Source organism: Sphaerisporangium sp. NPDC049002, assembly GCF_040649355.1.
Taxonomy (GTDB): domain Bacteria; phylum Actinomycetota; class Actinomycetes; order Streptosporangiales; family Streptosporangiaceae; genus Sphaerisporangium.
The window spans coordinates 33181-52913 of sequence record NZ_JBEZFH010000017.1 but is presented as its reverse complement, the minus strand read 5'-3'; the positions used below and the strand labels follow the sequence as shown (position 1 = coordinate 52913).

Sequence of the window (19733 nt, the reverse complement as noted above, 5' to 3'; positions counted from 1 at the left end):
CGCCCCGCCTGGCCACGAGTCGTGGGCGATCACCATTCGATGCCTTTCTGGCCCTTCTGGCCCGTGTCCATGGGGTGCCTGACCTTGGTCATCTCGGTGACCAGGTCCGCGGCCTCCAGCAGGCGCGGGTGGGCGTCCCTGCCGGTGATCACGACGTGCTGCGTGCCCGGACGGGCGGCGAGGGCCGCGACCACGTCCTCGACGTCGATCCACCCCCACTTGAGGGGATAGGTGAACTCGTCCAGCACGTACAGCCGGTAGGTCTCCGCCGCGAGGTCGCGCCTGATCTGCTCCCAGCCCTCGCGGGCGTCGGCCGCGTGGTCGTCCTCGGTCCCCTGCTTCTTGGTCCAGGACCAGCCCTCGCCCATCTTGTGCCAGGTCACCGCGCCGCCCTCGCCGGACTCCCCGAGCACCGCCAGGGCCCGTTCCTCGCCCACGCGCCACTTGGCCGACTTGACGAACTGGAACACCCCGATCGGCCAGCCCTGGTTCCACGCCCGCAGGGCCAGCCCGAACGCGGCGGTGGACTTGCCCTTGCCCGGCCCGGTGTGGACGAGCACCAGAGGCCGGGTACGCCGCTGCCGGGTGGTCAGGCCGTCGTCCGGCACCTCCGCCGGCTTCCCCTGAGGCACGTCTAGACCGCCCTTCCCATTTCCTGAACGATGTCCGTTTCCCGAGGCACGTCTAGGCCGCCTTTCCGCGTTCGCGGACCAGGTCGCGGAGGCCGCCGGCGGCCAGCCGGTCCAGCCGTACGGCCTCGCCGCCAAGACGGGCCGCCAGGCGTACGGCGAGGCCGAGCCGCACCGGACCGTTCTCACAGTCGACCACCACGGCGGCGACGTCCCTGAGCAGCGCGGCGGCCCGGAGCACGTCGGCGTCCGTGCCCGAGGTGGCGCGCCCGTCGGTGACCACGACCAGCAGCGGCCTGCGGGAGGGGTCGCGGAGCCGTTCCACGCGCACCACCTCGGCCGCCCGCCGCAGCCCCTGGGCGAGAGGGGTGCGCCCGCCCGTGGGCAGGGCCCGCAGCCGCGCCGCCCCGGCCTCCACCGACGAGGTCGGCGGCAGCACGAGCTCCGCGCCGGCGCCCCGGAAGGTGACCAGGCCGACCTTGTCACGGCGCTGGTAGGCGTCGAGGAGCAGGCTCAGCACGGCGCCCTTCACCGCGCCCATGCGCTGCCGTGCCGCCATGGAGCCGCTCGCGTCGACGACGAACAGGACGAGGTTGCCCTCCCGCCCCTCGCGTACGGCCTCGCGCAGGTCTCCGGCCCGTACGACCAGACCGGGCCCGGTCCTGCCGCGTTCCCGCTGGTACGGGGCCGCCGCGCGGAGCGTGGCCGTCAGGTGGGGCGAGGTGAGCCGCCCGAGCGGCACCCGCGAGCCCGAGATCCGGCCGTACGACGTGCGGGCGCGCGACCGCCGTCCCGGACTTCCCGTGCCGAGGCCGGGTACGGCCAGCGTGCGCACCCGGTAGGGCTCGCCCGGCTGTGCCGGCCGCTTCCCGGCCGACGCCCCCGGACCCGCCGTCCGGCTTCCCCCACCGGAATCGTGCTCCGGGCCGGCACCGTGATCCGAGCCGGCACCCTGATCCGAGCCGACATCGGAATCCGCGCCGGAACCGGTATCCGGGGCAGAGCCGGGGCCCGGGTCTTGGTCAGGGCCGCCGCCGGGATCGCCGTCGGGGTCGGGGTCCGGGCCGCCGTCACCGTCGCCGTCGGGATCGGGGTCGGTGTCCTGGCCGCCGAGAAGGTCGTCGAGTTCGGACTCGTCCAGGCCGGGCGCGTCGAAGGGGTCACGCCTGCGGCGGTGCGGCAGGGCGAGCCGTACGGCCGCGCGGATGTCCTCGGCCGTGACCTCATCACCGCCCCGCCAGGCGGCGTGCGCCACGGCGGCGTGCGCGGTGATGAGGTCCGCGCGCATCCCGTCCACCCCGAACGCGGCGCAGACCGTGGCGATCTTCCGCAGCGCGGCGTCGGACAGGGTCACCTCGCGCAGGCGCCCGCGCGCCTCGGCGACGCGGGCGGCGAGATCCTTCTCCTCGCCCGCCCAGCGGTCGGCGAACCCCTCGGGGTCGTCCTCGAAGGACAGCCTCCGGCGTACCACCTCGGCACGCTCCTCGGGGTCGCGCGAGGCCGTGACCTCCACGGTCAGGCCGAAGCGGTCGAGCAACTGGGGCCGCAGCTCGCCCTCCTCGGGGTTCATCGTGCCGACCAGGATGAACCGCGCCGCGTGCCGCACGGACACGGCGTCGCGCTCGACGTAGCACATGCCGAGCGCGGCGGCGTCGAGCAGCAGGTCCACGAGGTGGTCGTGCAGCAGGTTGACCTCGTCCACGTACAGCACGCCCCGGTGCGCGGCGGCGAGCAGGCCGGGGTCGAAGGCCCTCACCCCCTCGGTCAGCGCGCGTTCCAGGTCCAGCGAGCCGGTCAGCCGGTCCTCGGACGCTCCGACGGGCAGTTCGGCCAGCCTCGCCGGCCGTACGGCCGCGAGGGGTTCCTCGCCGTGCGGCCCATCGGGGCATCCGGGATCTGGAGCGGCCGGATCGCAGGAGAACCGGCATCCGGGGACGACGGCGACCGGCGGCAGCAGCGCCGCCAGCGCCCGGACGACCGTCGACTTCGCCGTGCCCTTCTCCCCGCGGATGAGCACGCCACCGGTGCGCGGGGAGACCGCGTTGAGTATCAGCGCCAGCTTGAGGCTGTCGAGCCCCACGACGGCGGTGAACGGGTAGTGGCGTGCGGCCCTCGAAGGCCGGTCAAGCATGTCGCGATGTCCTTTCGCCGTGGCTCGTGACCACGGGTGACCTGCTCAGATGGCGGATGAGGACACCGGTGCGCGGTACGGGGACAGCGCACGCCCCGCCAGCGCGCCGAACGTCAGCCCGATGCCGCTCCACACGATGGCCTGTGTGCCCAGTGAGGCGAGCCTGAACTTCCACAGCAGTGCGGCGGGGAAGCCGGGAGGCACCTCGTCGACCGCGGGCATCAGCAGGCACACCACGACCACCGCGACGAGGAACCCGGCGATCGCGAGCGACGTCGCGTTCCAGTTCCCGTAACGGGGGGCGAGCCGGCGGCCGGCGTACACCGCCGCGACCGCGAGGAGGACCGAGATCAGGACGAACGCGAAGTACAGGACCGTCCGGCGGCTGATGGTGCCGGGGTCGCCCACCGCGGGCGGGTTGGCCGGGTACTTCAGGAACGGCACCAGTTCGACCGTGACGAACGCGCCCAGGGCGATCAGGCCCGAGGTGGCCCGTGCCCCGAAGGCCCCGAGCCGCCCGTAGGCGAAGGCGAACACGAGCGCGAAGACGCCGCCGACCGCGACGCCGTAGACGCCCAGGGCCGTGGCGAGGCCCACGGTCGACTGCACGCCGCGGCTGACCGGCTCGGGTTCCGCCGCGGCGGCCTCCGCGACGGCCTCTGTGGCGTGTGCCGCGTGCCCGGCGTGTTCTTCGAGCGTGATGGCCGCTCCCACCTGGGGCTCGCCGAAGATCCAGGCGAACACCAGGGCGAGGGCGGCGGCGACGAGGCCCGCGAGCATGCCGCGGACCAGCAGGTTTCTCACCATGCTGTGACAGTCCCCCGGCTCAGTGGCAGGGGAAGCCGAGCAGGTGACGTCCGTCGTGCACGAACTCGTGCACGAGGTTCCCGGAGATCAGCGAGGTGGCGCCCTGCTCCGCACCCACGAAGTAGACGAGGATGAGAGCCAGAACGCCGGCGAACACCGCCCAGGGCAGCAGTTCGCGAACGGGAATGCTGATGGGAGCGGGCTGGGAATGGGGAACGGCGGCTTGGGCCATGGGTGTTGCCTCCTCGGGATCACGCGTCCCATGGTGGGTGGCGGTGACGACGGAGGGTCTGACTCCCGGGCCCGAAGGAACCGGTCACAGTGGCGCGGCCGTACCAGAGTCTCGCTGGATTCCCCACACCGTCAACAATGTCGCTTGGACGTTACGGTGCGCACCTCGGATGCGTCAATGGGGTCGAGGGGAGACAATTGCCCCTCCCATCTCCCAAAGGGGCACGGATGACCGTCCGAATTATCCTGATATGTCATGGTTCTACCGAAGCACTCCAGCGGTCCGCGTTTCCCCTTGACGAGGGACTGGACGCGCGGGGCCTGCGGCAGGCCGCCGAGGCGGCCCCCGTGTTCTCGACGACGATTCCGGCCACGGAGCACGCCGAAAGCGGTGCGATGGGTGCGGGAAGGGTCGTCTGCGGGCCGTCGCTGCGCTGCCGCCAGACCGCGGCCGGGCTGGGTCTGACGGCCGAGACCGACGACGGCCTTCGAGACTGCGACTTCGGCCGGTGGGCGGGCCGTACCCTGGCGGAGGTCGGCGCGGAGGACCCTGAGGGCGTGCGGGCATGGCTCACCGACCCTGCCGCCGCCCCGCATGGCGGCGAGTCGGTGCTCGGCCTTGTCGATCGCGTCGCCGCGTGGCTCGGGTCACAGGACGAAGCGGGAGGCGCGCGGGTGGCCGTCACCCACCCGGCCGTGCTCAGGGCGGCCGTGGTCGGTGTCCTTGGCGCTCCGCCGGAGACGTTCTGGAAGATCGACGCGGAGCCTCTCTCCCACGTCTCGCTGACCGCGCGGGGCCGGAGCCGGCGTCTCCGCCTGTCCCCGCTTCGCTGACCCGCCGCTCCGCGATGGACCGAGGGCACAGGCGCGGGCTCAGGCCACCGACCTCCGGCGCACCCCGGTCGCGCTCAGAGGGCGAGGTCGCGCTCGATGCGCTTGAGGTTGTGCCGCGCGAGCGCCAGGTTGGCACGCTCCCGGTCGAGGGCGACGTACATGAACATGTTGATTCCGCTGCCGTTCACCAGCCGGATGATGTGGTACTGCTGGTTCAGCGTGATCAGAATGTCCTCGACCGAGTCGTCGATCCCGAGCGAGGCCAGGGTGCGGACCTTGGCCCGGACGACCTCGGTGTTCCCCGCCGCCGCGACCTCCATGTCGAGGTCACGACCTCCTCCGATCGTGCCGAGGCACATGCCGCTCTCGTAGTCCACGAGTGCCGCGCCGAGCGCCCCGTCGATGGCCAAGGCTTCTTTGAGGGCGGTTTCGATGTTCATGGACTTCTTTCGGATCGGCGAGTGACTCCGCATTTCCGGTCAACCGGATTGATGACCCAGGCGTGCCTAGACTCACCCGTTTGTGATTGTTGCAGCCTAAAAGTACCCTTACGATCCCCCCATAGTGAAGGGAATCCCGGTGGCCGGCCTGAATGTTCGATCCATACAGGCGCACACCGACAGCCCCTCCCTCATGACCGAAGGCATGACCGGCCTGACGGTGAAAAGTGGAGTTTCGGACATACTCACCGCCTTCCGGCGACCGACGGGACCTGCGGCACCCCATCCTTTCGTCGACGCATGTGACCCAGCGGGCAGCCGCCTCGTACCGGACGGGATCACGTGAACGGGCAGAACCTCGACTCCTCTGGACCCACCCCCACCGGACCGGCGCCGACGGCGGGCGCGGACCCGATCGGCCCGGCGCTGCTCCGCTGCGGGCAGGAGAGGTTCTCGGGGCTGCTTCGGGTCGAAGGCAGTCCGGGCGGCACCATCTGTCTCCGGCAGGGCCTGGTGATCGCCGCGACCACAGCGGCGTCCCCCGGGCCGGAATCCCTGCTGCTCCGCTCGGGCCGGGTGAGCGAGGCCGACTGGACGACGGCCTACGCCGCGGGCGCCCCCTCGGGACGGCTCGCCGCCGAGCTGGTCGAGCGCGGGATCATCGGCATCGCCGGGCTGGAGACGGTCTGCCTGACGGCCGTCTTCGACGCGGTGTTCGCCATGGCCCTGTGCGGCGTCGAGGCGTGCGAGACCGAACCCGCCCGCCCCGACGACCTCCTTCCCTCGCTTCCCGTGACGCCGGGCATCCCCCCGGAGCGGCTGGCCCGCGAGACGGCCCGCAGACTGGCCGCCGCCACCGCCTGGCTGGACCTCGGAGTGTCCACCCGTACCCGGCCGCTGGCCGTACCACCGTCCACGCCGCCTCTGCTCCAGGCGGAGGAGTCGCGCCACGCCGTCCTGCTCAAGGCCAACGGTCGCCGCACACCACGGGACATCGCCTTCTCTCTCGGGCGCGGAGTCTTCGCGATCATGAGCGAGATCGCCCGCATGGCCGGCGAGGGACTGCTCGAAGTGGACGCGCCGGGCTCCGCGGGCCCCCCTGCCGGCCGGCGGGCCACGCGGCAGGACGCGAGCGGGGACAGCTCGAAGGCCGCGTCACTCCCCCAGCGCCATCGCGGGACGAACAAGGTCAGCGAAGTGCCGCCGGCCACGGCGGCGAGCAGGCCGTCCCTGCCCCGGCGATTGCTCGGCATCCGGAACGTCCAAGAACCCATGGCAGGCGAAGAGGACTAGGCGGGCGGCGAGGACGTAGGACCTGCAGTGACGTAACCAGGAAAGGTCAGACCATGAGCCATGAAGCTGTGCTGGCGGAATTGCGGGCACTTCGCGAGCGGACGACGGGGGTGTTGGAGACCGCCGTCGCCTCGGTCGACGGGTTGCTCGTCAGTGCGGACACCGAGGGCGCGCGACCGGAGGTGCTCGCCGCCCTCTCCGCGGCGGCTCTGGGCCTCGGCAAGCGTACGGGCCACGAAGTGGGCATGGGCGAGTTGCGCGAGGTCGTGATCCGCTGCCGCGGCGGCTACATCGTCGTGTACGCCGTGGGGCAGGAGGCCCTGCTCGTGGTGCTGGCCGACGAGGGGCTCGACGTCGCGCGCCTCCACATCGAGTCCCGCCCGACGGTCGAGCGGCTCGGCGCGCTCCTGGCGGGTGAGCGCATCTCGATCTGAGCGGTCGGCCCACAGCCGGACACGTGAGCCGTGCGGCCCAAGCCCTCACCTGACCTGGGGCGATCGGCCGCATGCCTCACGTGTCGAAGTCGACGGTGACGTGGCCGGAGACCGGCACCGACTGGCAGGTCAGCACGTATCCGGCGCTCACCTCGGCGGGTTCCAGGGCGAAGTTGCGCCGCATCCGCACCTCCCCATCGACCACACGCGCGCGGCAGGTGCCGCAGACCCCGCCCTTGCAGGCGAAGGGCAGGTCGGGCCGTACGCGCTGCGCGCCCTCAAGGACGGTGACCGCGCGCGAGAGCACGGTGGAGGTGGCCCGGCCGTCGAGGATCACCGTCACCTCGGCGGTGGCGCCCTCCCCGGGCCCCTCCTCACGGCGAACGGGCTCGGGCGGCGGCTCGTCCACGTAGAACAGCTCGTGGTGGACGCGCTCCTCCGGCACCCCCAGCTCGGCGAGCACCTTCCGCGCGTCCAGCACCATCCCGTGCGGCCCGCACAGCCACCAGTGGCCGACATCGGGCACGGACGTCAGGGCGGGGAGCAGCACGCGCAGCTTGGCCGCGTCGAGCCGGCCGGTGAACAGCTCGGGTTCCCGCGGTTCCCTGGAGAGCACGTGGACCAGCTCGACGCGGGCGGGCGCGGTGTCCTTCAGGTCGGCCAGTTCCTCGGCGAACATGATGGTGCGGGCGCCGCGGTTGCCGTAGAACAGCGTCACGCCGCTTCCCGGGGTCGCCGCGAGCACCGAGGAGGCGATCGACAGGACGGGGGTGATGCCCGATCCGGCCGCGACGAACACGTGGTGGGCGGGCGTGCCGAGGTCGGCGGTGAAGGTCCCGCTGGGCGGCAGCACCGCGACGCGGTCCCCGGGCCTCAGCTGGTGGACCAGCCACGTCGAGAACATGCCTCCTGGGATCTCGCGGACCCCGATGCGCAGGGGTCCGCCCGCCGGAGCGCAGATGGAATAGGACCGCCGCTCGTCGCGGCCGTCCACGATCGCCCGGAGCGTGAGCGACTGGCCGGGCAGGAAGGCGAACTCCTCCGCCAGCTCGTCCGGCACCTCGAAGGTGATCGCGGTGGCGTCCTCGCACAGCCGGTCCACCCGCGCCACGCGCAGCGTGGCGAACCGGGCACGCCGCCGCGCCCGTACCCCGGCCACGGTCATGACCACGACCTCCCGCCTTCGCCCATGGCGTGTCACAGCTCCTTGACGTGCTCGAACGGTTCGCGGCAGGCGCGGCAGCGCCACAGGGCCCTGCACGCGGTGGGGCCGAACCGGGACGTCTCCTCGGTGTCGTCCGACCCGCAGCGCGGGCAGCTCAGCCGCCTGCGGCTCGGGCCGAGCGTCACGGGCACCGGCCCGCGCGCCCGTACGGGAGCCGCGCCCGGCGGGGCGATGCCCGCCTCGGCCAGCTTCCGCCGGCCCTTCTCGCTGATCCAGTCGGTCGTCCACGCCGGCGACAGGACGGTACGGACCCGCACGTCGGCGTATCCGGCCGAGCGAAGGGCCGTGGACAGGTCGGCGCGGATGGCCGCCATCGCCGGGCACCCGCTGTAGGTGGGGGTGATCGTGACGATCACGCCTCCCCCCGCGACCTCCGAGACGTCACGCAGGATGCCCAGGTCGGCGAGGGTCAGCATGGGCAGCTCGGGATCCGCCACCCGCTCCGCGACCTCGCGCGCGCTCACCATGTCGCCTCCGGGTGCGCGCGGGCGACGCTCTGCATCTCGGCCAGCAACCCGGTCAGCGCGCCGGTGTGAACGCCGGACCTCCCCCCGGCCGCCGGTGCCACGGCGTCTCGGGACCGAGCGGGGTCCGGCGGCCCAGCGAGATCCGGCGACCCAGCGAGGTCAGTTGGCTCAGCGGGGTCCGGTGGGCGGGCGAGGGTGGCGGCGGACAGGACCTGGTCGAGGACGGCGTCGAACTCCTCCCGGAGATCGGCCGGGTCGACCCCGGCGCCCGCCGCCGCCAGCCGCAGCTCCACCTCGTGCGGGGTGAACAGCTCCGCCACGAGCGGCCACACCGACTCCAGCCCCGCGACCACGCGCTCGCGCGAGTACGGCGTCCCGTCGCCGAGCCGTACGACCCATCCGGCGGCGTAGTCGCGGTGGTAGGCGACCTCCTTCAGGCCCTTGACCGCCACCGCGGCCAGCACCGGGTCACGTGACCCTGTCAGCCTGTCGAGCAGCGCCAGCCGCCAGGTCGAGAAGATCAGCAGGCGGGCCACGGCCTGGCCGAAGTCGCCGTTCTCGGCCTCGGCCAGCCGTACGTTGCGGAACTCGCCCTCCTCGCGGAGGAACGCGAGGGCGTCCTCGTCGCGGCCCGTCCCCTCCGCCGCCCCCGCGCGCGAGAGCAGCAGCCGCGCCTGCCCGAGCAGGTCGAGCGCGATGTTGGCCAGCGCGACCTCCTCCTCCAGCTCCGGCGCGCGCGTGCACCACTCCTGCAGGCGGTGGGACATGATCAGCGCGTCGTCGCCGAGCATCAGGCAGTACGCCGCCAGGTCGGCGCCGTCCACGCCGTCGGGCAGCCGCGTGCCGACCCCGTCCAGTGGGTCGGCGAACCCGGTGCCGTAGGCCCAGCGGGGGTCGTCGGCCTCGTTGAGCGCCTCGTAAGCGTTGCCCGAGTCCGGCTCGTGAGGATTCCCCGAGTCCGGCTCGTGAAGGTCGTCCGTGGAAGGCATCGCGGCCTCACATGTGCGGGACGTCGTCGGGGATGGAGTAGAAGGTCGGGTGCCGGTAGACCTTGTCGCCGCTGGGCGCGAAGAACGCGTCCTTCTCGTCGGGGCTGGTGGCGGCGATCTGGTCGGAGCGCACCACCCAGATGCTCACGCCCTCGTTGCGGCGCGTGTAGAGGTCGCGGGCGTGACGCAGCGCCGTCTCGTCGTCGGCGGCGTGGAGCGAGCCCACGTGAACGTGGTTGAGCCCCCGCTTGCTCCGGACGAACACCTCGTACAGCGGCCAGGCGCTCATGCGGCCCCTCCCGCCCCCGCGCCCGCCGCGACGGTGCCCGCGTCACGGTGCGCGGCCTTGCGCGCGTGGGCGGACGCCGCCTCACGGACCCAGTCGCCGTTGTCGTGCGCGGCCCGGCGTACGGCGATCCGCCGGGCGTTGCAGGGACCGTCACCGCTGATCACCCGCTTCAGCTCCGACCAGTCGATCTCGCCGAAGTCGTGGTGACCACGCTCGGCGTTCCAGCGCAGGCCGGGATCGGGAAGCGTCACGCCGAGCGCCTCGGCCTGGGGCACGCTCATGTCGACGAACCGCTGCCGCAGCTCGTCGTTGGTGTGCCGCTTGATCTTCCACGCCATCGACCGGGCGGTGTTCGGCGAGGCGTCGTCGGGCGGGCCGAACATCATGAGCGACGGCCACCACCAGCGGTCCACGGCGTCCTGCACCATCGCGCGCTGCGCCTCGGTGCCCCTCATCATGGTCATCAGCAGCTCGTACCCCTGCCGCTGGTGGAAGGACTCCTCCTTGCAGATGCGGATCATCGCGCGCGCGTACGGCCCGTAGGAGCTGCGGCAGAGCGGCACCTGGTTGCAGATGGCGGCGCCGTCGACCAGCCAGCCGATCACGCCCACGTCGGCGTACGTCAGGGTCGGGTAGTTGAAGATCGACGAGTACTTCTGCCGCCCCTCGATGAGCATCGTGGTCAGCTCGGCGCGGTCGGCGCCCAGCGTCTCGGCGGCGGAGTAGAGGTAGAGCCCGTGCCCGGCCTCGTCCTGCACCTTGGCGAGCAGGATCGCCTTGCGGCGCAGCGAGGGCGCCCTGGTGATCCACTCGCCCTCGGGCTGCATCCCGATGATCTCCGAGTGGGCGTGCTGGGCGATCTGCCGCACCATCGTCGCGCGGTAGCCCTCGGGCATCCAGTCGCGCGGCTCGACGCGCTGGTCCCTCTCGATCGTGCGGTCGAAGTGCCCTTCGAGGTCAGCCATACTCCGCCACCCTTTACCGAACATTCGGTCAGTTATTAGTCTCGCTCAGCGACCGTCCGCAACGCAAGCCCGCAGGGCCGTACAGGCCGCCTGAACTCAGGTTTCGCGCCTGGCCACCAGGGTCAGCACGTCGTACTTCGCCACCGAGGACCCGTCCTGCTTGGTCACGTCGGCGTCCCAGCGAACCTCCCCGTACGGGGCGCCCTCACGCGGGTCGATCTGCTTGGCGGTGAGCGTGACCGTCAGCTCGTCCCCCGGGTAGACCGGCGTGAGGAAGCGGAGGTTCTCCAGCCCGTAGTTGGCCAGCACCGGCCCCGGGTCGGGGTCGACGAACAGCCCCGCCGCCAGCGAGACGATCAGGTAGCCGTGGGCCACCCTGCCGTCGAAGAACGGGTTGGCCCTGGCCGCCTCCTCGTCCATGTGGGCGTAGAAGGTGTCGCCGGTGAACTCCGCGAAGTGCTCGATGTCCTCCAGACCGACCCGCCGGGGGCCGGCGATCACGGTGTCGCCGGGCCTGAGGTCCTCCAGGTGCTTGCGGAAGGGATGGACCTCGGTCACCGTGCGCTCGCTGCCCGGAACCCACTGGCCGGTGATCGCCGAGAGCATCGCCGGACTCCCCTGGACGGCGGTGCGGTTCATGTGGTGCAGCACGCCCCGGATGCCGCCCATCTCCTCCCCGCCCCCTGCCCGCCCCGGACCTCCGTGCACGAGCACGGGCAGCGGGGAGCCGTGCCCGGTGGACTCCTTGGCGGCCTCCGCGTCCAGCACCAGCAGGCGGCCGTGCCAGGGAGCGGTTCCGAGCACCACCTCACGGGCGAAGGCGGCGTCCCCTGTCACGACCGACCCGACCAGGCTGCCCTGGCCCCGGGCGGCCAGCCCGATCACCTGCTCGGCCGAGGTGTACGGCATGAGCGCGCTGAACGGGCCGAACGCCTCCACCTCGTGCGGCTCCGGCCGATCGGGGTCGTCCACGCGCAGGAGCACCGGCGAGATGAACGCCCCCCGCTCGGCGTCGGCCCCGACGACCTCGACCCGGTCCGGGTCTCCGTACACCACCGAGCCCGCCGGGATCAGGGCCTTCAGCGCGCGGCGGACCTCCTCGCGCTGCCCGAGCCCGGCCAGCGCCCCCATCCGTACGGACGGGTCGGCCGGGTGGCCGACGGTGACCTTCGCCAGCCGGGCGGCGGCGGCCTCGGCCACCTCGCCGAGCAGGCCGGCCGGGACGAACGCGCGCCGGATCGCCGTGCACTTCTGCCCCGCCTTGACCGTCATCTCGGTCACGAGCTGCTTGACGAACAGCTCGAACTCCGGGGTGCCGGGAACGGCGTCCGGGCCGAGGATGGAGCAGTTCAGCGAGTCGGCCTCGGCGTTGAAGCGCACCGAGCGTCCCACGACGACGGGATGGGTGCGGAGCTTCTGGGCCGTGGAAGCCGAGCCGGTGAACGCCACGAGATCCTGCTCGGTCAGGTGCTCGAACAGGTCGCCCGCGCTCCCGCAGACCAGTTGCAGGGTGCCCTCCGGCAGGATGCCGGAGGCGATGATCAGCTCGACGAGCCGCGCGGTCACGTAGGCGGTCTGGCCCGCCGGCTTGACCAGCGACGGCATCCCGGCCAGGAACGCGGGCGCGAGCTTCTCCAGCGGACCCCAGACGGGGAAGTTGAACGCGTTGATCTGCACGGCGACGCCGCGCATGGACGTGTAGAGGTGCCGGCCGGCGAACGACCCGCCCCTACCGAGCGGCTCCACGCCGCCGTCGAGGTAGACCGTGTCGCCGGGCAGCTCGCGCCTGCCCTTGCTGGAGTACGAGAACAGCACCCCGATGCCGCCGTCGACGTCGAACTTCGAGTCGCCCAGCGTGGCCCCCGTGCGCAGCGACAGCTCGTACAGCTCCTCGCGGTGCTCACGCAGGTGGGAGGCCAGCGCCTTCAGCAGCCCGGCCCGCTGCGGGAAGGTGAGGGCGCGGAGCTCGGCCCCGCCGGCGCGGCGCCCGTACGCGAGCGCCGCCCTGAAGTCGACCCCCGCGGAGGAGATCCTGGCGACCTCCTCCCCCGTGACCGCGTCGTGCAGCGGGGCTCCCTCGTCACCCGGGACATGCCAGGAACCGGTGACATAGCTGCTGAGCGGGGCCATGCTGACCTCCCCATCAAGTCGGCCGTAAAGATCGGACAGGCGCCATCGGGCGCCACTCCGCTCCTACCCGTTCTCCCCAGCTTCGAGGGGTCCCTTGACAGCGGCGGAACCACAACCCTTAACTGACGACAAATCATTTCTAACCGTCCATTCGGTCAGTATGCAAGGCGGTGACACCGATGGGGACATCAGCGGTGAGTGTCACCCCTCCGCGACGAGGCCGCCCCGGCTACGACCTGGAGTCGCTGCTGGCCGTCGCGGTCAAGGTGTTCAACGAGCGGGGATACGAGGCCACCAGCATGGAGGACCTCTCCCGCAGGCTCGGCATCACCAAGTCGGCGATCTACCACCACATCGCGAGCAAGGACGAGCTGCTCCGCCTGGCCGTCGACCGTGCCCTCGACGGCCTGTTCGAGGCGGCGGACGAGGTCGCCGCGATGGACGGCCGCGCGATCGACAAGCTGGAGCATCTCGTACGGCGCAGCGTGCACGTGCTGGTCGAGCGGCTCCCCTTCGTCACGCTCCTGCTGCGGGTGCGCGGCAACACCAAGGTGGAGCGCCAGGCCCTGGCCCGCCGGCGCCGGTTCGACCACCTGGTGGCCGAGCTGGTCCAGCGGGCCGAGGCCGAGGGGGACGTACGGCCCGACGTGGATCCCGCCGTCGCGAGCCGCCTGGTGTTCGGGCTGGTCAACTCGCTGACCGAGTGGTACCGGCCGCGCGGCGGCATGGGGGCAGACGCCCTCGCGGACACCGTCTGCAAGATCGCCTTCGACGGCCTCCGCCGGCAGACCTCCGAAGGCGAGACCGGCTAGGACGTCGCGGAGATCACGGAGCCCTGGTAGGTGTCCTCGATGAACTTCTTCACCTCGGGCCCGGCCAGCAGTTCGGCCAGCTTCTTGACCCGGGGGTCGCCCTCCTGGCCCTTGAGCACCACCAGGCCGTTGGCGTAGGGGTTGTCCGCGGCCTTCTCCAGCACCAGGGCGTCGGAGGCGGGCTTGAGCTCGGCCTCCAGCGCGTAGTTGCCGTTGATGACCGCGGCGTCCACGTCTTCCAGCGAGCGCGGGAGCTGGGCGGCCTCCAGCGGCTTGAACTGGAGGTTCTTGGGGTTCTCCGCCACGTCGCGCTCGGTGGCGGCGGTGCCGACGCCCGGCTTGAGCTTGATCACGCCGTTGTCCTCCAGCAGCTTCAGGCCGCGTCCGAGGTTGGTGGCGTCGTTCGGCACGGCCACGGTCGCGCCGTCGGCCAGCTCGCCGACGCTCTTGACCTTCTTCGAATACAGGCCAAGGGGCTCAAGGTGGACCGCCTGGACGAAGGTCATCTCCTTGCCTCCCTTGGACTTGAGGAAGTCCGCCAGGTAGGGGCGGTGCTGGAAGTAGTTCGCGCCGAGCTGGCCTTCCTGAAGCTGGACGTTGGGCTGCACGTAGTCGGTGAACTCGACGATGTCCAGTTCGAGCCCGGCGGCGGGCGCCAGCTTGTCCTTGACGAACTTCAGGCTCGACACGACCGGCTCGCCCGCCTGCCCGGCGAAGGTCACCGTGACGCTGCCGGGCGGGGCCGGCTCGGGCAGCGGGAAGATCTCGCGGGTGAGGAGCGACCCCGGCCGCGCGATCAGCTCCGCTACCGTGCCGGACTCCTCGACTCGGCCGTCGCGCATGATCGCCACCGAGTCGCAGACGCTCTTGATGACCTGCATCTCGTGGGTGATGAGCAGGATCGTCAGGCCGAGCTCCGCGTTGAGGCGCTTGAGCAGGGCGAGGATCGACTGCGTGGTCCCCGGGTCCAGCGCGCTGGTCGCCTCGTCCGACAGGAGCACCTTGGGACGCGCGGCGAGGGCGCGGGCTATGCCGACGCGCTGCTTCTGGCCGCCGGAGAGCTGGGCGGGGTAGGCCGAGGCCTTGCCCTGGAGCCCCACCAGCTCCAGGAGCTCGGCCACCCGCGTGCCACGCTCCCTGCGCGGCACTCCGGCGACCTCCAGCGGGAACGCGACGTTGCCCGCGACCGTGCGTGAGGACAGCAGGGCGAAGTGCTGGTGGATCATGCCGATCCGCTGCCTGGCGCGGCGGAGCCCTGCGAGATCGAGCGAGGTGAGCTCCTGGCCCGCGACCGTCACGGTGCCGTTCGTCGGACGTTCCAGCAGGTTGACGCAGCGCAGGAGCGTGCTCTTGCCGGCGCCGCTCTGCCCGAGCACACCGAAGACCTCACCATCCCGTACGTCGAGATCGACCTCGTCGATCGCGACGACTCCGGTGCTGTAGACCTTGCGCAGGCGAGAAACATGTATCACAGGTAGGTTATATCCGAAATATCCGGTTGGCGGGACCGCCGACGAAGGAGGATTTCCGCTTCAGAGACGGCGGCGACGCCCGCTGATCGACCGGTCGGCCGGGCAATGACCAGGCCAAAGGCGGGCAAGCGTCACGCGGAGGGCAACGGCGGCTCGCGTTCTCACCATGCCGATCGGACGTGCGATCAGGACCACCGCCCGGTTCGGGACGCGCGGAGGCCTTTCTCCGGCGCGGAGACCGTCGCCGGGGCGCCCGGCGGCCGGCTTTGAGGAGTTTTCGCGAAGGACAGCTAAGAGTAGATGCTACTTTACTGACGGTAGCCGCAGATGGGCGCAGACCTGGCTGGGGAAGGAGCCCCCGCCTTCAAGCGGCCCGGACGTGATGTCCATCTTTTTCCCAGGGGGGTCTGGTGGCGGGTGCGGCGAGATCGGGGTCGCCGGTCGACGACCCGTGGGGTTCACGCCCCGGCATGGCGCAGCTGGCGGGGTTCGCCGCTCTGGTTCTCGACGGGCGGGGGTGCGTCACCGAGTGGGGCGGCGGCGCCACCCGGCTGTTCGGCCACGCTCCCGCGAGGGCCTTGGGCCATGACATCTGCGATCTGCTGCTCGGTGCCACCCGTCGTGACACCGTCAGGCGGGTCCTCGCCCAGGTGGGCGCCGGCGCGCGGTGGAGCGAGATCCTCTCCGTCGCGTGCGCCGACGGCCGGGTCCACGACGTGGCGTTCAGCTGGGAGCCGCTGGCCCGTCCCGGCGCGTGGGGCGCGGTGATGGTCACCGCCATGGACACCTCCCCGCGCTCCGACGCCGGCGACGCGGCCGGTGACCGCCTCGCCCTGCTGAACGAGCTGAGCGCCCACGTCGGCGCCTCGCTCGAACCTCGGCAGGCCGCCGAGGACTTCATGGACATCGCCGTGCCCAGGTTCGCCGACGCGGCCAGCCTCTACATCGTCGAGGGCCTGCTGAGGGACGAGCTCTACCCCGACCTCGCGGCCGACGGGTCGGTCAGGGTCCGGCGGCTGGCCATCCGCCTCGGCCCCGGCCGCGGCGGCGAGGCCCTCTCCGGCGAGTGCGACTGGCGTGCCGTCTTCCCGGCCAACGAGATCGTCCACTACGGCGCGCGGCACCCGGCCAACCGGTGCATGATCGGCGACACCGCCATCGTCTACACCATGGCCGATCTGGAGATCAAGGAGCTCGACCGGATCACGGGCATGCTGGGCGGGCCGGCGATCAGCGTTCTTGAGAAGACCTCGTTCCTCGCGGCGCCGCTGACGGCCCGGGGCATCGTGCTGGGCTTCATCGCCTTCAGCCGCACCGCCGACCGTCCCCGCTTCGACGACCACGACAGGACCCTGGCCGAGGACCTCGCCACCCGGGCGGCCATCTGCATCGACAACGCCCGGCTCTACTGCCGCGAGCGCCGCACCGGGCAGGCGATCCAGCAGGACCTGGCGCCCCGCACGCTCACCGTCCCGCCCGGCCTGGAGGTCGCCCACCGCTACCTGCCCGCGAGCGCCATGACGGTGGGCGGCGACTGGTACGACGTGATCTCGCTGTCCGAGACCCGCATCGCCCTGGTGATCGGGGACGCCATGGGACACGGCGCGGTGGCCGCCGGCGCGATGGGCCAGCTCCGCGCGGCCGTACGGGCGTTCGCCGGCTTCGACCTGCCGCCCGACCAGGTGCTGCGCCGACTCGACCGCATGGCCGAGGACATGGACTCCATCCAGTGCGCCACCTGCCTCTACGCCACCGTCGACCTCGCCACCCGCACCTGCGCCCTCTCGCGCGCCGGCCATCCGCCGCCGATCCTGGTCCATCCCGACGGCACCGCCTCCGTGCTCGCCCTGCCGTCGGGGCTGGCCCTCGGCCTCGGCGACCCCACGTTCTCCCGGGCCTTCACCACGACGGAGGTGCGGATCCCCGTCGGGAGCACGCTCGCTCTCTACACCGACGGGCTCGTGGAGAGCCGCGAGCAGGACATCGACAGCGGCATCGCGGCCCTGAAGGAGGCGCTAAGCTCCCCCCGCGACACGCTGGAGTCCACCTGTGACGCCATCATCGCCGCCCTCCCCAAGCAGTACGACGACGTGGCCCTCCTCCTCACCCGCACCACCCACCCGGACCACTGACTGCCGGGTACCGGGTGACGTGCAGCACCTTCTGGAAGACGCGAGGGATCAGTTCCTTGCGCTCCTGGAAGATCTTCTGCGATGCCTCATGCTGGGAGGTCGTTGGTGCGGGCGTCGTTGCCGTGGCGCTGACAAACGCGGTTTACAAAGGCCTGGAAAAGCGTCACGGAGCGCGGCATACTAGCCTGACAATCAAGCCGTCCGGTGGGGAACGCATCGCAACGAAGGAGTATCCGCGATGGACCCCGCCCTGGTCAGCCTCGCCGCCGCCGCGGGCACAGCACTGGTCCAGGCCATGACCAAGGACACCTGGGAAGCGGTCAAGGCGCGCTTCTCAATGATCTTCAGCCGCCACGGTGAAGTCGACCAGGCGGAGCTGGCACGCGAGCTCGACGAGACGGCGCAGCGCCTGCGATCGTCCTCCGGCCCGCTGGAGCCGGCCGTCGACGAGGAGCGCCGGCGCTGGGCGACGCTCCTGGCCGCCTTCCTCTCCCAGCACGGAGAAGCCGCCCCCGAACTGCATGAGTTCGTCCGTGACGTGCGGCAACTCACCGCACGGGACTCCTTCAACGTGGTGCAGCACATCACCGCGGGCCGCGACTCCTACACCGCCGGCCGCGACCAGCACGTCGTCTTCCCGGAGGTGGACGACGACGATGAAGGTTGAGCGGGAGCCCCCCGGACAGGTGGTCCAGCGCGTCCTGGCACGGCGCGACGCCTTCACCGCGGCGCGCGACCTGTCGGTGAACATCCTGATGGACAGGCCGGCCACGGCCGACGAGGGCTCCTACCGGCGGGAGCGGTCGCTGTTCATCCAGTACGTCAACCCCGAGATCCTCGCCTGTTACGGAAAGGACGTGACCAGAGGCGACGTCGGCCAAATTCTGACACAGGCGCTGAGGGCCACCCGGCTGGCGGTGCTCCTGACGGACGCCTATCTCATTTTCCCCTCGTCGTACATGTTCGAGCTGCCGTGGTTCGACGTTTTCCTCGCCGGTATAGAACCGCTGATCCACGAGGGCCTGATACGCCATACATCCCGCACCCCGGAACTGACGGCGTACCAGGACACAAAAGTCCGGGAGTATCGCCGGGACGAGAGGAATCCCTATTCGACGTCGCACCGGGTCCACATCGAGCCCGATCTGGCGTGGTACCCGCACTTCGGGAAACCGACGTCCGCGGGCATCGCCGACCAGTGGAGCGCGGCGCTGGCCCCGGAGGGCGGTCTGTCGGGCGTCGTCCACGCGGTCGCGCGCGCGTGGCACCGCCCGTACGAGCGCGTGGCACGCATCATGGCCAAGTCACCCGAGCGGCTCGAAGGGCAGGCGTTCGTCAAGCGCTTCGTCGAGCGGACGCTGCCCGGACCGGTGCCGGACGACGCCGACAGCCTCCTCGGCCTGTTCCTGTCGGCCGCCTACCTGCGCTCCTACGTACGCGACCTGGACACCGCGATCCTCACCGACCTGCCGATCGGGCGGCTCTCGTGTGAGCTGGACGACTCGATGGAGGACATGAAGGGGCGGGTCCTGTCGTCCCGCCGCCTCGACCTCGCGCTGCACTGGCTGCGCGTCGATCACTTCGTTCACCGTGGGGCAAGCTGGAAGGAGCTCGTTCTTCTGAGATCCAGCGCCGAGTTCGGCATGATTACGTCGTTGCTGTATGGGAGCGGCTCGGCGAACGCATTCAGGCTCGCGATCATCGGCGCCAGTAGGTCTCGACACTTCGGTCCGGCCGTCACCTGTGGGGACGCACTGTCCAACGTGGCGGTCGTGGCCGACCAGCTGGCCCGAATGCCCGGCTGACCGTTCCGCTCACCCCGCGCGAGGTCCGTCGCGGGCGGAACGAACGGCGAGGGAACACCAATGAAGCTTTCGGTGTACTGCTCCGGGTCCATCGCGAAGGGGGCTTCCGACAGCAGGAAGCTCACCTGGTCCGACACGGAGAGAACGGAGGTCGCCAAAGGAGCCGCACCCCACGAGGTCGTCTTCCTGAATCCCGACGACCCCATCACCGACCCCAACAACACCCTTGGGCAGTTTGGTCGAGACATGTACCAGGTCATGGTCGCGACGGCGGTCATCGTGGACGCGCGCGAGAGGCGCGGCCTCGGCATCGGCGTCGAGATGGCGGCGGCCGGCACCTTCGGCACGCCCGTCATCGTCGTGGCGCCGCCGAACTCCAAATACCGGGCCGACACGCTCGAATACCGCGGGGTCACGGTTCACGACTACGTCCATCCGCATGTCGCCGCCCTCTCCGCGGCCATCGCCGACGACTTCCTCGCCGCCGGCGAGGAGCTGGCGCGCATCGTGGACGCCAACGCCCTCCCCCGGCTGGCGCACGTGCCCGGCTGGCTCGGAAGGGCGATCGACGAATATCGCGACAACGTCCTCGGAGCCGACATCCCCATGCTGGAGGCGTTGCGACAGCTCGACCGAATCCCTGGATGA

General features: G+C 71.3%; 20 protein-coding genes and 1 riboswitch. Of the genes, 8 read left to right on the top strand and 12 right to left on the bottom strand.

The genetic code is table 11. The annotated features are described in order from the left end of the window. Positions 1-29: 29 nt before the first annotated feature. From cobO to AB0B89_RS06495, 4 genes are read right to left on the bottom strand one after another with little or no spacing between them, the layout of a single operon-like run. The gene (cobO, locus tag AB0B89_RS06510; protein ID WP_358549055.1) at positions 30-632 is read right to left on the bottom strand and encodes a cob(I)yrinic acid a,c-diamide adenosyltransferase; all 603 of its coding nucleotides are present in this window, start codon (positions 630-632) and stop codon (positions 30-32) included. Positions 633-684: 52 nt separating this feature from the next. Beyond that, positions 685-2760, bottom strand: a complete 2076-nt coding sequence (locus AB0B89_RS06505; RefSeq protein ID WP_358549053.1) for a magnesium chelatase subunit D family protein — start codon at positions 2758-2760, stop codon at positions 685-687. Positions 2761-2805: 45 nt separating this feature from the next. Then, positions 2806-3567, bottom strand: a complete 762-nt coding sequence (locus AB0B89_RS06500; RefSeq protein WP_358549050.1) for a CbtA family protein — start codon at positions 3565-3567, stop codon at positions 2806-2808. A 19-nt stretch (positions 3568-3586) separates the two neighbouring features. Continuing rightward, positions 3587-3799 carry a CbtB domain-containing protein gene (locus AB0B89_RS06495; RefSeq protein ID WP_358549047.1) on the bottom strand — a complete coding sequence of 71 codons (213 nt, stop codon included), beginning with the start codon at positions 3797-3799 and terminating at the stop codon, positions 3587-3589. A 33-nt stretch (positions 3800-3832) separates the two neighbouring features. Next, a riboswitch (cobalamin riboswitch) is annotated at positions 3833-3947 on the bottom strand. 79 nt (positions 3948-4026) lie between these two features. Here AB0B89_RS06495 and AB0B89_RS06490 point away from each other — a divergent pair. Continuing rightward, on the top strand, positions 4027-4632 hold the full coding sequence (locus tag AB0B89_RS06490; RefSeq protein ID WP_358549044.1) for a histidine phosphatase family protein: 606 nt from the start codon (positions 4027-4029) through the stop codon (positions 4630-4632). 74 nt (positions 4633-4706) lie between these two features. Here AB0B89_RS06490 and AB0B89_RS06485 read toward each other — a convergent pair whose 3' ends face one another. After that, positions 4707-5072 carry a hypothetical protein gene (locus AB0B89_RS06485; protein ID WP_358549041.1) on the bottom strand — a complete coding sequence of 122 codons (366 nt, stop codon included), beginning with the start codon at positions 5070-5072 and terminating at the stop codon, positions 4707-4709. Positions 5073-5414: 342 nt separating this feature from the next. Here AB0B89_RS06485 and AB0B89_RS06480 point away from each other — a divergent pair, with 342 nt between their 5' ends. Together AB0B89_RS06480 and AB0B89_RS06475 are read left to right on the top strand one after the other, a co-directional pair. Further along, positions 5415-6365 (top strand): hypothetical protein, encoded by a 951-nt coding sequence (locus AB0B89_RS06480; RefSeq protein ID WP_358549038.1) that lies wholly within the window; start codon positions 5415-5417, stop codon positions 6363-6365. 53 nt (positions 6366-6418) lie between these two features. Beyond that, on the top strand, positions 6419-6799 hold the full coding sequence (locus AB0B89_RS06475) for a roadblock/LC7 domain-containing protein (protein WP_358549035.1): 381 nt from the start codon (positions 6419-6421) through the stop codon (positions 6797-6799). 76 nt (positions 6800-6875) lie between these two features. On the opposite strand, the gene paaE is transcribed toward AB0B89_RS06475, so the two are convergent. From paaE to paaZ, 6 genes are all read right to left on the bottom strand, one after another. Beyond that, positions 6876-7964: a 1,2-phenylacetyl-CoA epoxidase subunit PaaE gene (paaE, locus tag AB0B89_RS06470; protein WP_358549089.1), complete on the bottom strand. Its 1089-nt coding sequence runs from the start codon at positions 7962-7964 to the stop codon at positions 6876-6878. Positions 7965-7996: 32 nt separating this feature from the next. Next, the gene (gene paaD, locus AB0B89_RS06465) at positions 7997-8491 is read right to left on the bottom strand and encodes a 1,2-phenylacetyl-CoA epoxidase subunit PaaD (RefSeq protein ID WP_358549031.1); all 495 of its coding nucleotides are present in this window, start codon (positions 8489-8491) and stop codon (positions 7997-7999) included. Further along, complete coding sequence (paaC, locus tag AB0B89_RS06460) at positions 8485-9480, bottom strand: 1,2-phenylacetyl-CoA epoxidase subunit PaaC (protein ID WP_358549028.1); 996 nt, start codon at positions 9478-9480, stop codon at positions 8485-8487. Before paaC ends, paaD begins: the two co-directional genes overlap by 7 nt. A 7-nt stretch (positions 9481-9487) precedes the next feature. Beyond that, the gene (gene paaB, locus AB0B89_RS06455; protein ID WP_358549025.1) at positions 9488-9769 is read right to left on the bottom strand and encodes a 1,2-phenylacetyl-CoA epoxidase subunit PaaB; all 282 of its coding nucleotides are present in this window, start codon (positions 9767-9769) and stop codon (positions 9488-9490) included. Then, on the bottom strand, positions 9766-10734 hold the full coding sequence (paaA, locus tag AB0B89_RS06450) for a 1,2-phenylacetyl-CoA epoxidase subunit PaaA (protein ID WP_358549022.1): 969 nt from the start codon (positions 10732-10734) through the stop codon (positions 9766-9768). The genes paaB and paaA overlap by 4 nt, the downstream gene beginning before the upstream one ends. A gap of 96 nt (positions 10735-10830) precedes the next feature. Then, a complete protein-coding gene (paaZ, locus tag AB0B89_RS06445; protein WP_358549019.1) occupies positions 10831-12864 on the bottom strand; it encodes a phenylacetic acid degradation bifunctional protein PaaZ in 2034 nt (677 codons plus the stop codon). 194 nt (positions 12865-13058) lie between these two features. Between paaZ and AB0B89_RS06440 the strand changes: the two genes are divergently transcribed. Further along, positions 13059-13676 (top strand): TetR/AcrR family transcriptional regulator, encoded by a 618-nt coding sequence (locus tag AB0B89_RS06440; protein ID WP_358549016.1) that lies wholly within the window; start codon positions 13059-13061, stop codon positions 13674-13676. Here the strand turns inward: AB0B89_RS06440 and AB0B89_RS06435 are convergent. Then, on the bottom strand, positions 13673-15148 hold the full coding sequence (locus AB0B89_RS06435; protein WP_358549013.1) for a MetQ/NlpA family ABC transporter substrate-binding protein: 1476 nt from the start codon (positions 15146-15148) through the stop codon (positions 13673-13675). The two genes, AB0B89_RS06440 and AB0B89_RS06435, sit on opposite strands and share 4 nt — an antisense overlap. A 470-nt stretch (positions 15149-15618) precedes the next feature. Here AB0B89_RS06435 and AB0B89_RS06430 point away from each other — a divergent pair, with 470 nt between their 5' ends. The 4 genes from AB0B89_RS06430 to AB0B89_RS06415 all read left to right on the top strand — a co-directional run bounded on the left by AB0B89_RS06430 (position 15619) and on the right by AB0B89_RS06415 (position 19733). Beyond that, complete coding sequence (locus AB0B89_RS06430) at positions 15619-17280, top strand: SpoIIE family protein phosphatase (protein WP_358549010.1); 1662 nt, start codon at positions 15619-15621, stop codon at positions 17278-17280. 238 nt (positions 17281-17518) lie between these two features. Then, entirely contained in the window at positions 17519-17947 is a 429-nt protein-coding gene (locus tag AB0B89_RS06425) for a hypothetical protein (RefSeq protein ID WP_358549007.1), read from the top strand. Then, positions 17937-19085 carry a hypothetical protein gene (locus tag AB0B89_RS06420; protein ID WP_358549004.1) on the top strand — a complete coding sequence of 383 codons (1149 nt, stop codon included), beginning with the start codon at positions 17937-17939 and terminating at the stop codon, positions 19083-19085. The genes AB0B89_RS06425 and AB0B89_RS06420 overlap by 11 nt, the downstream gene beginning before the upstream one ends. A 60-nt stretch (positions 19086-19145) precedes the next feature. Further along, positions 19146-19733 (top strand): hypothetical protein, encoded by a 588-nt coding sequence (locus tag AB0B89_RS06415; RefSeq protein ID WP_358549002.1) that lies wholly within the window; start codon positions 19146-19148, stop codon positions 19731-19733.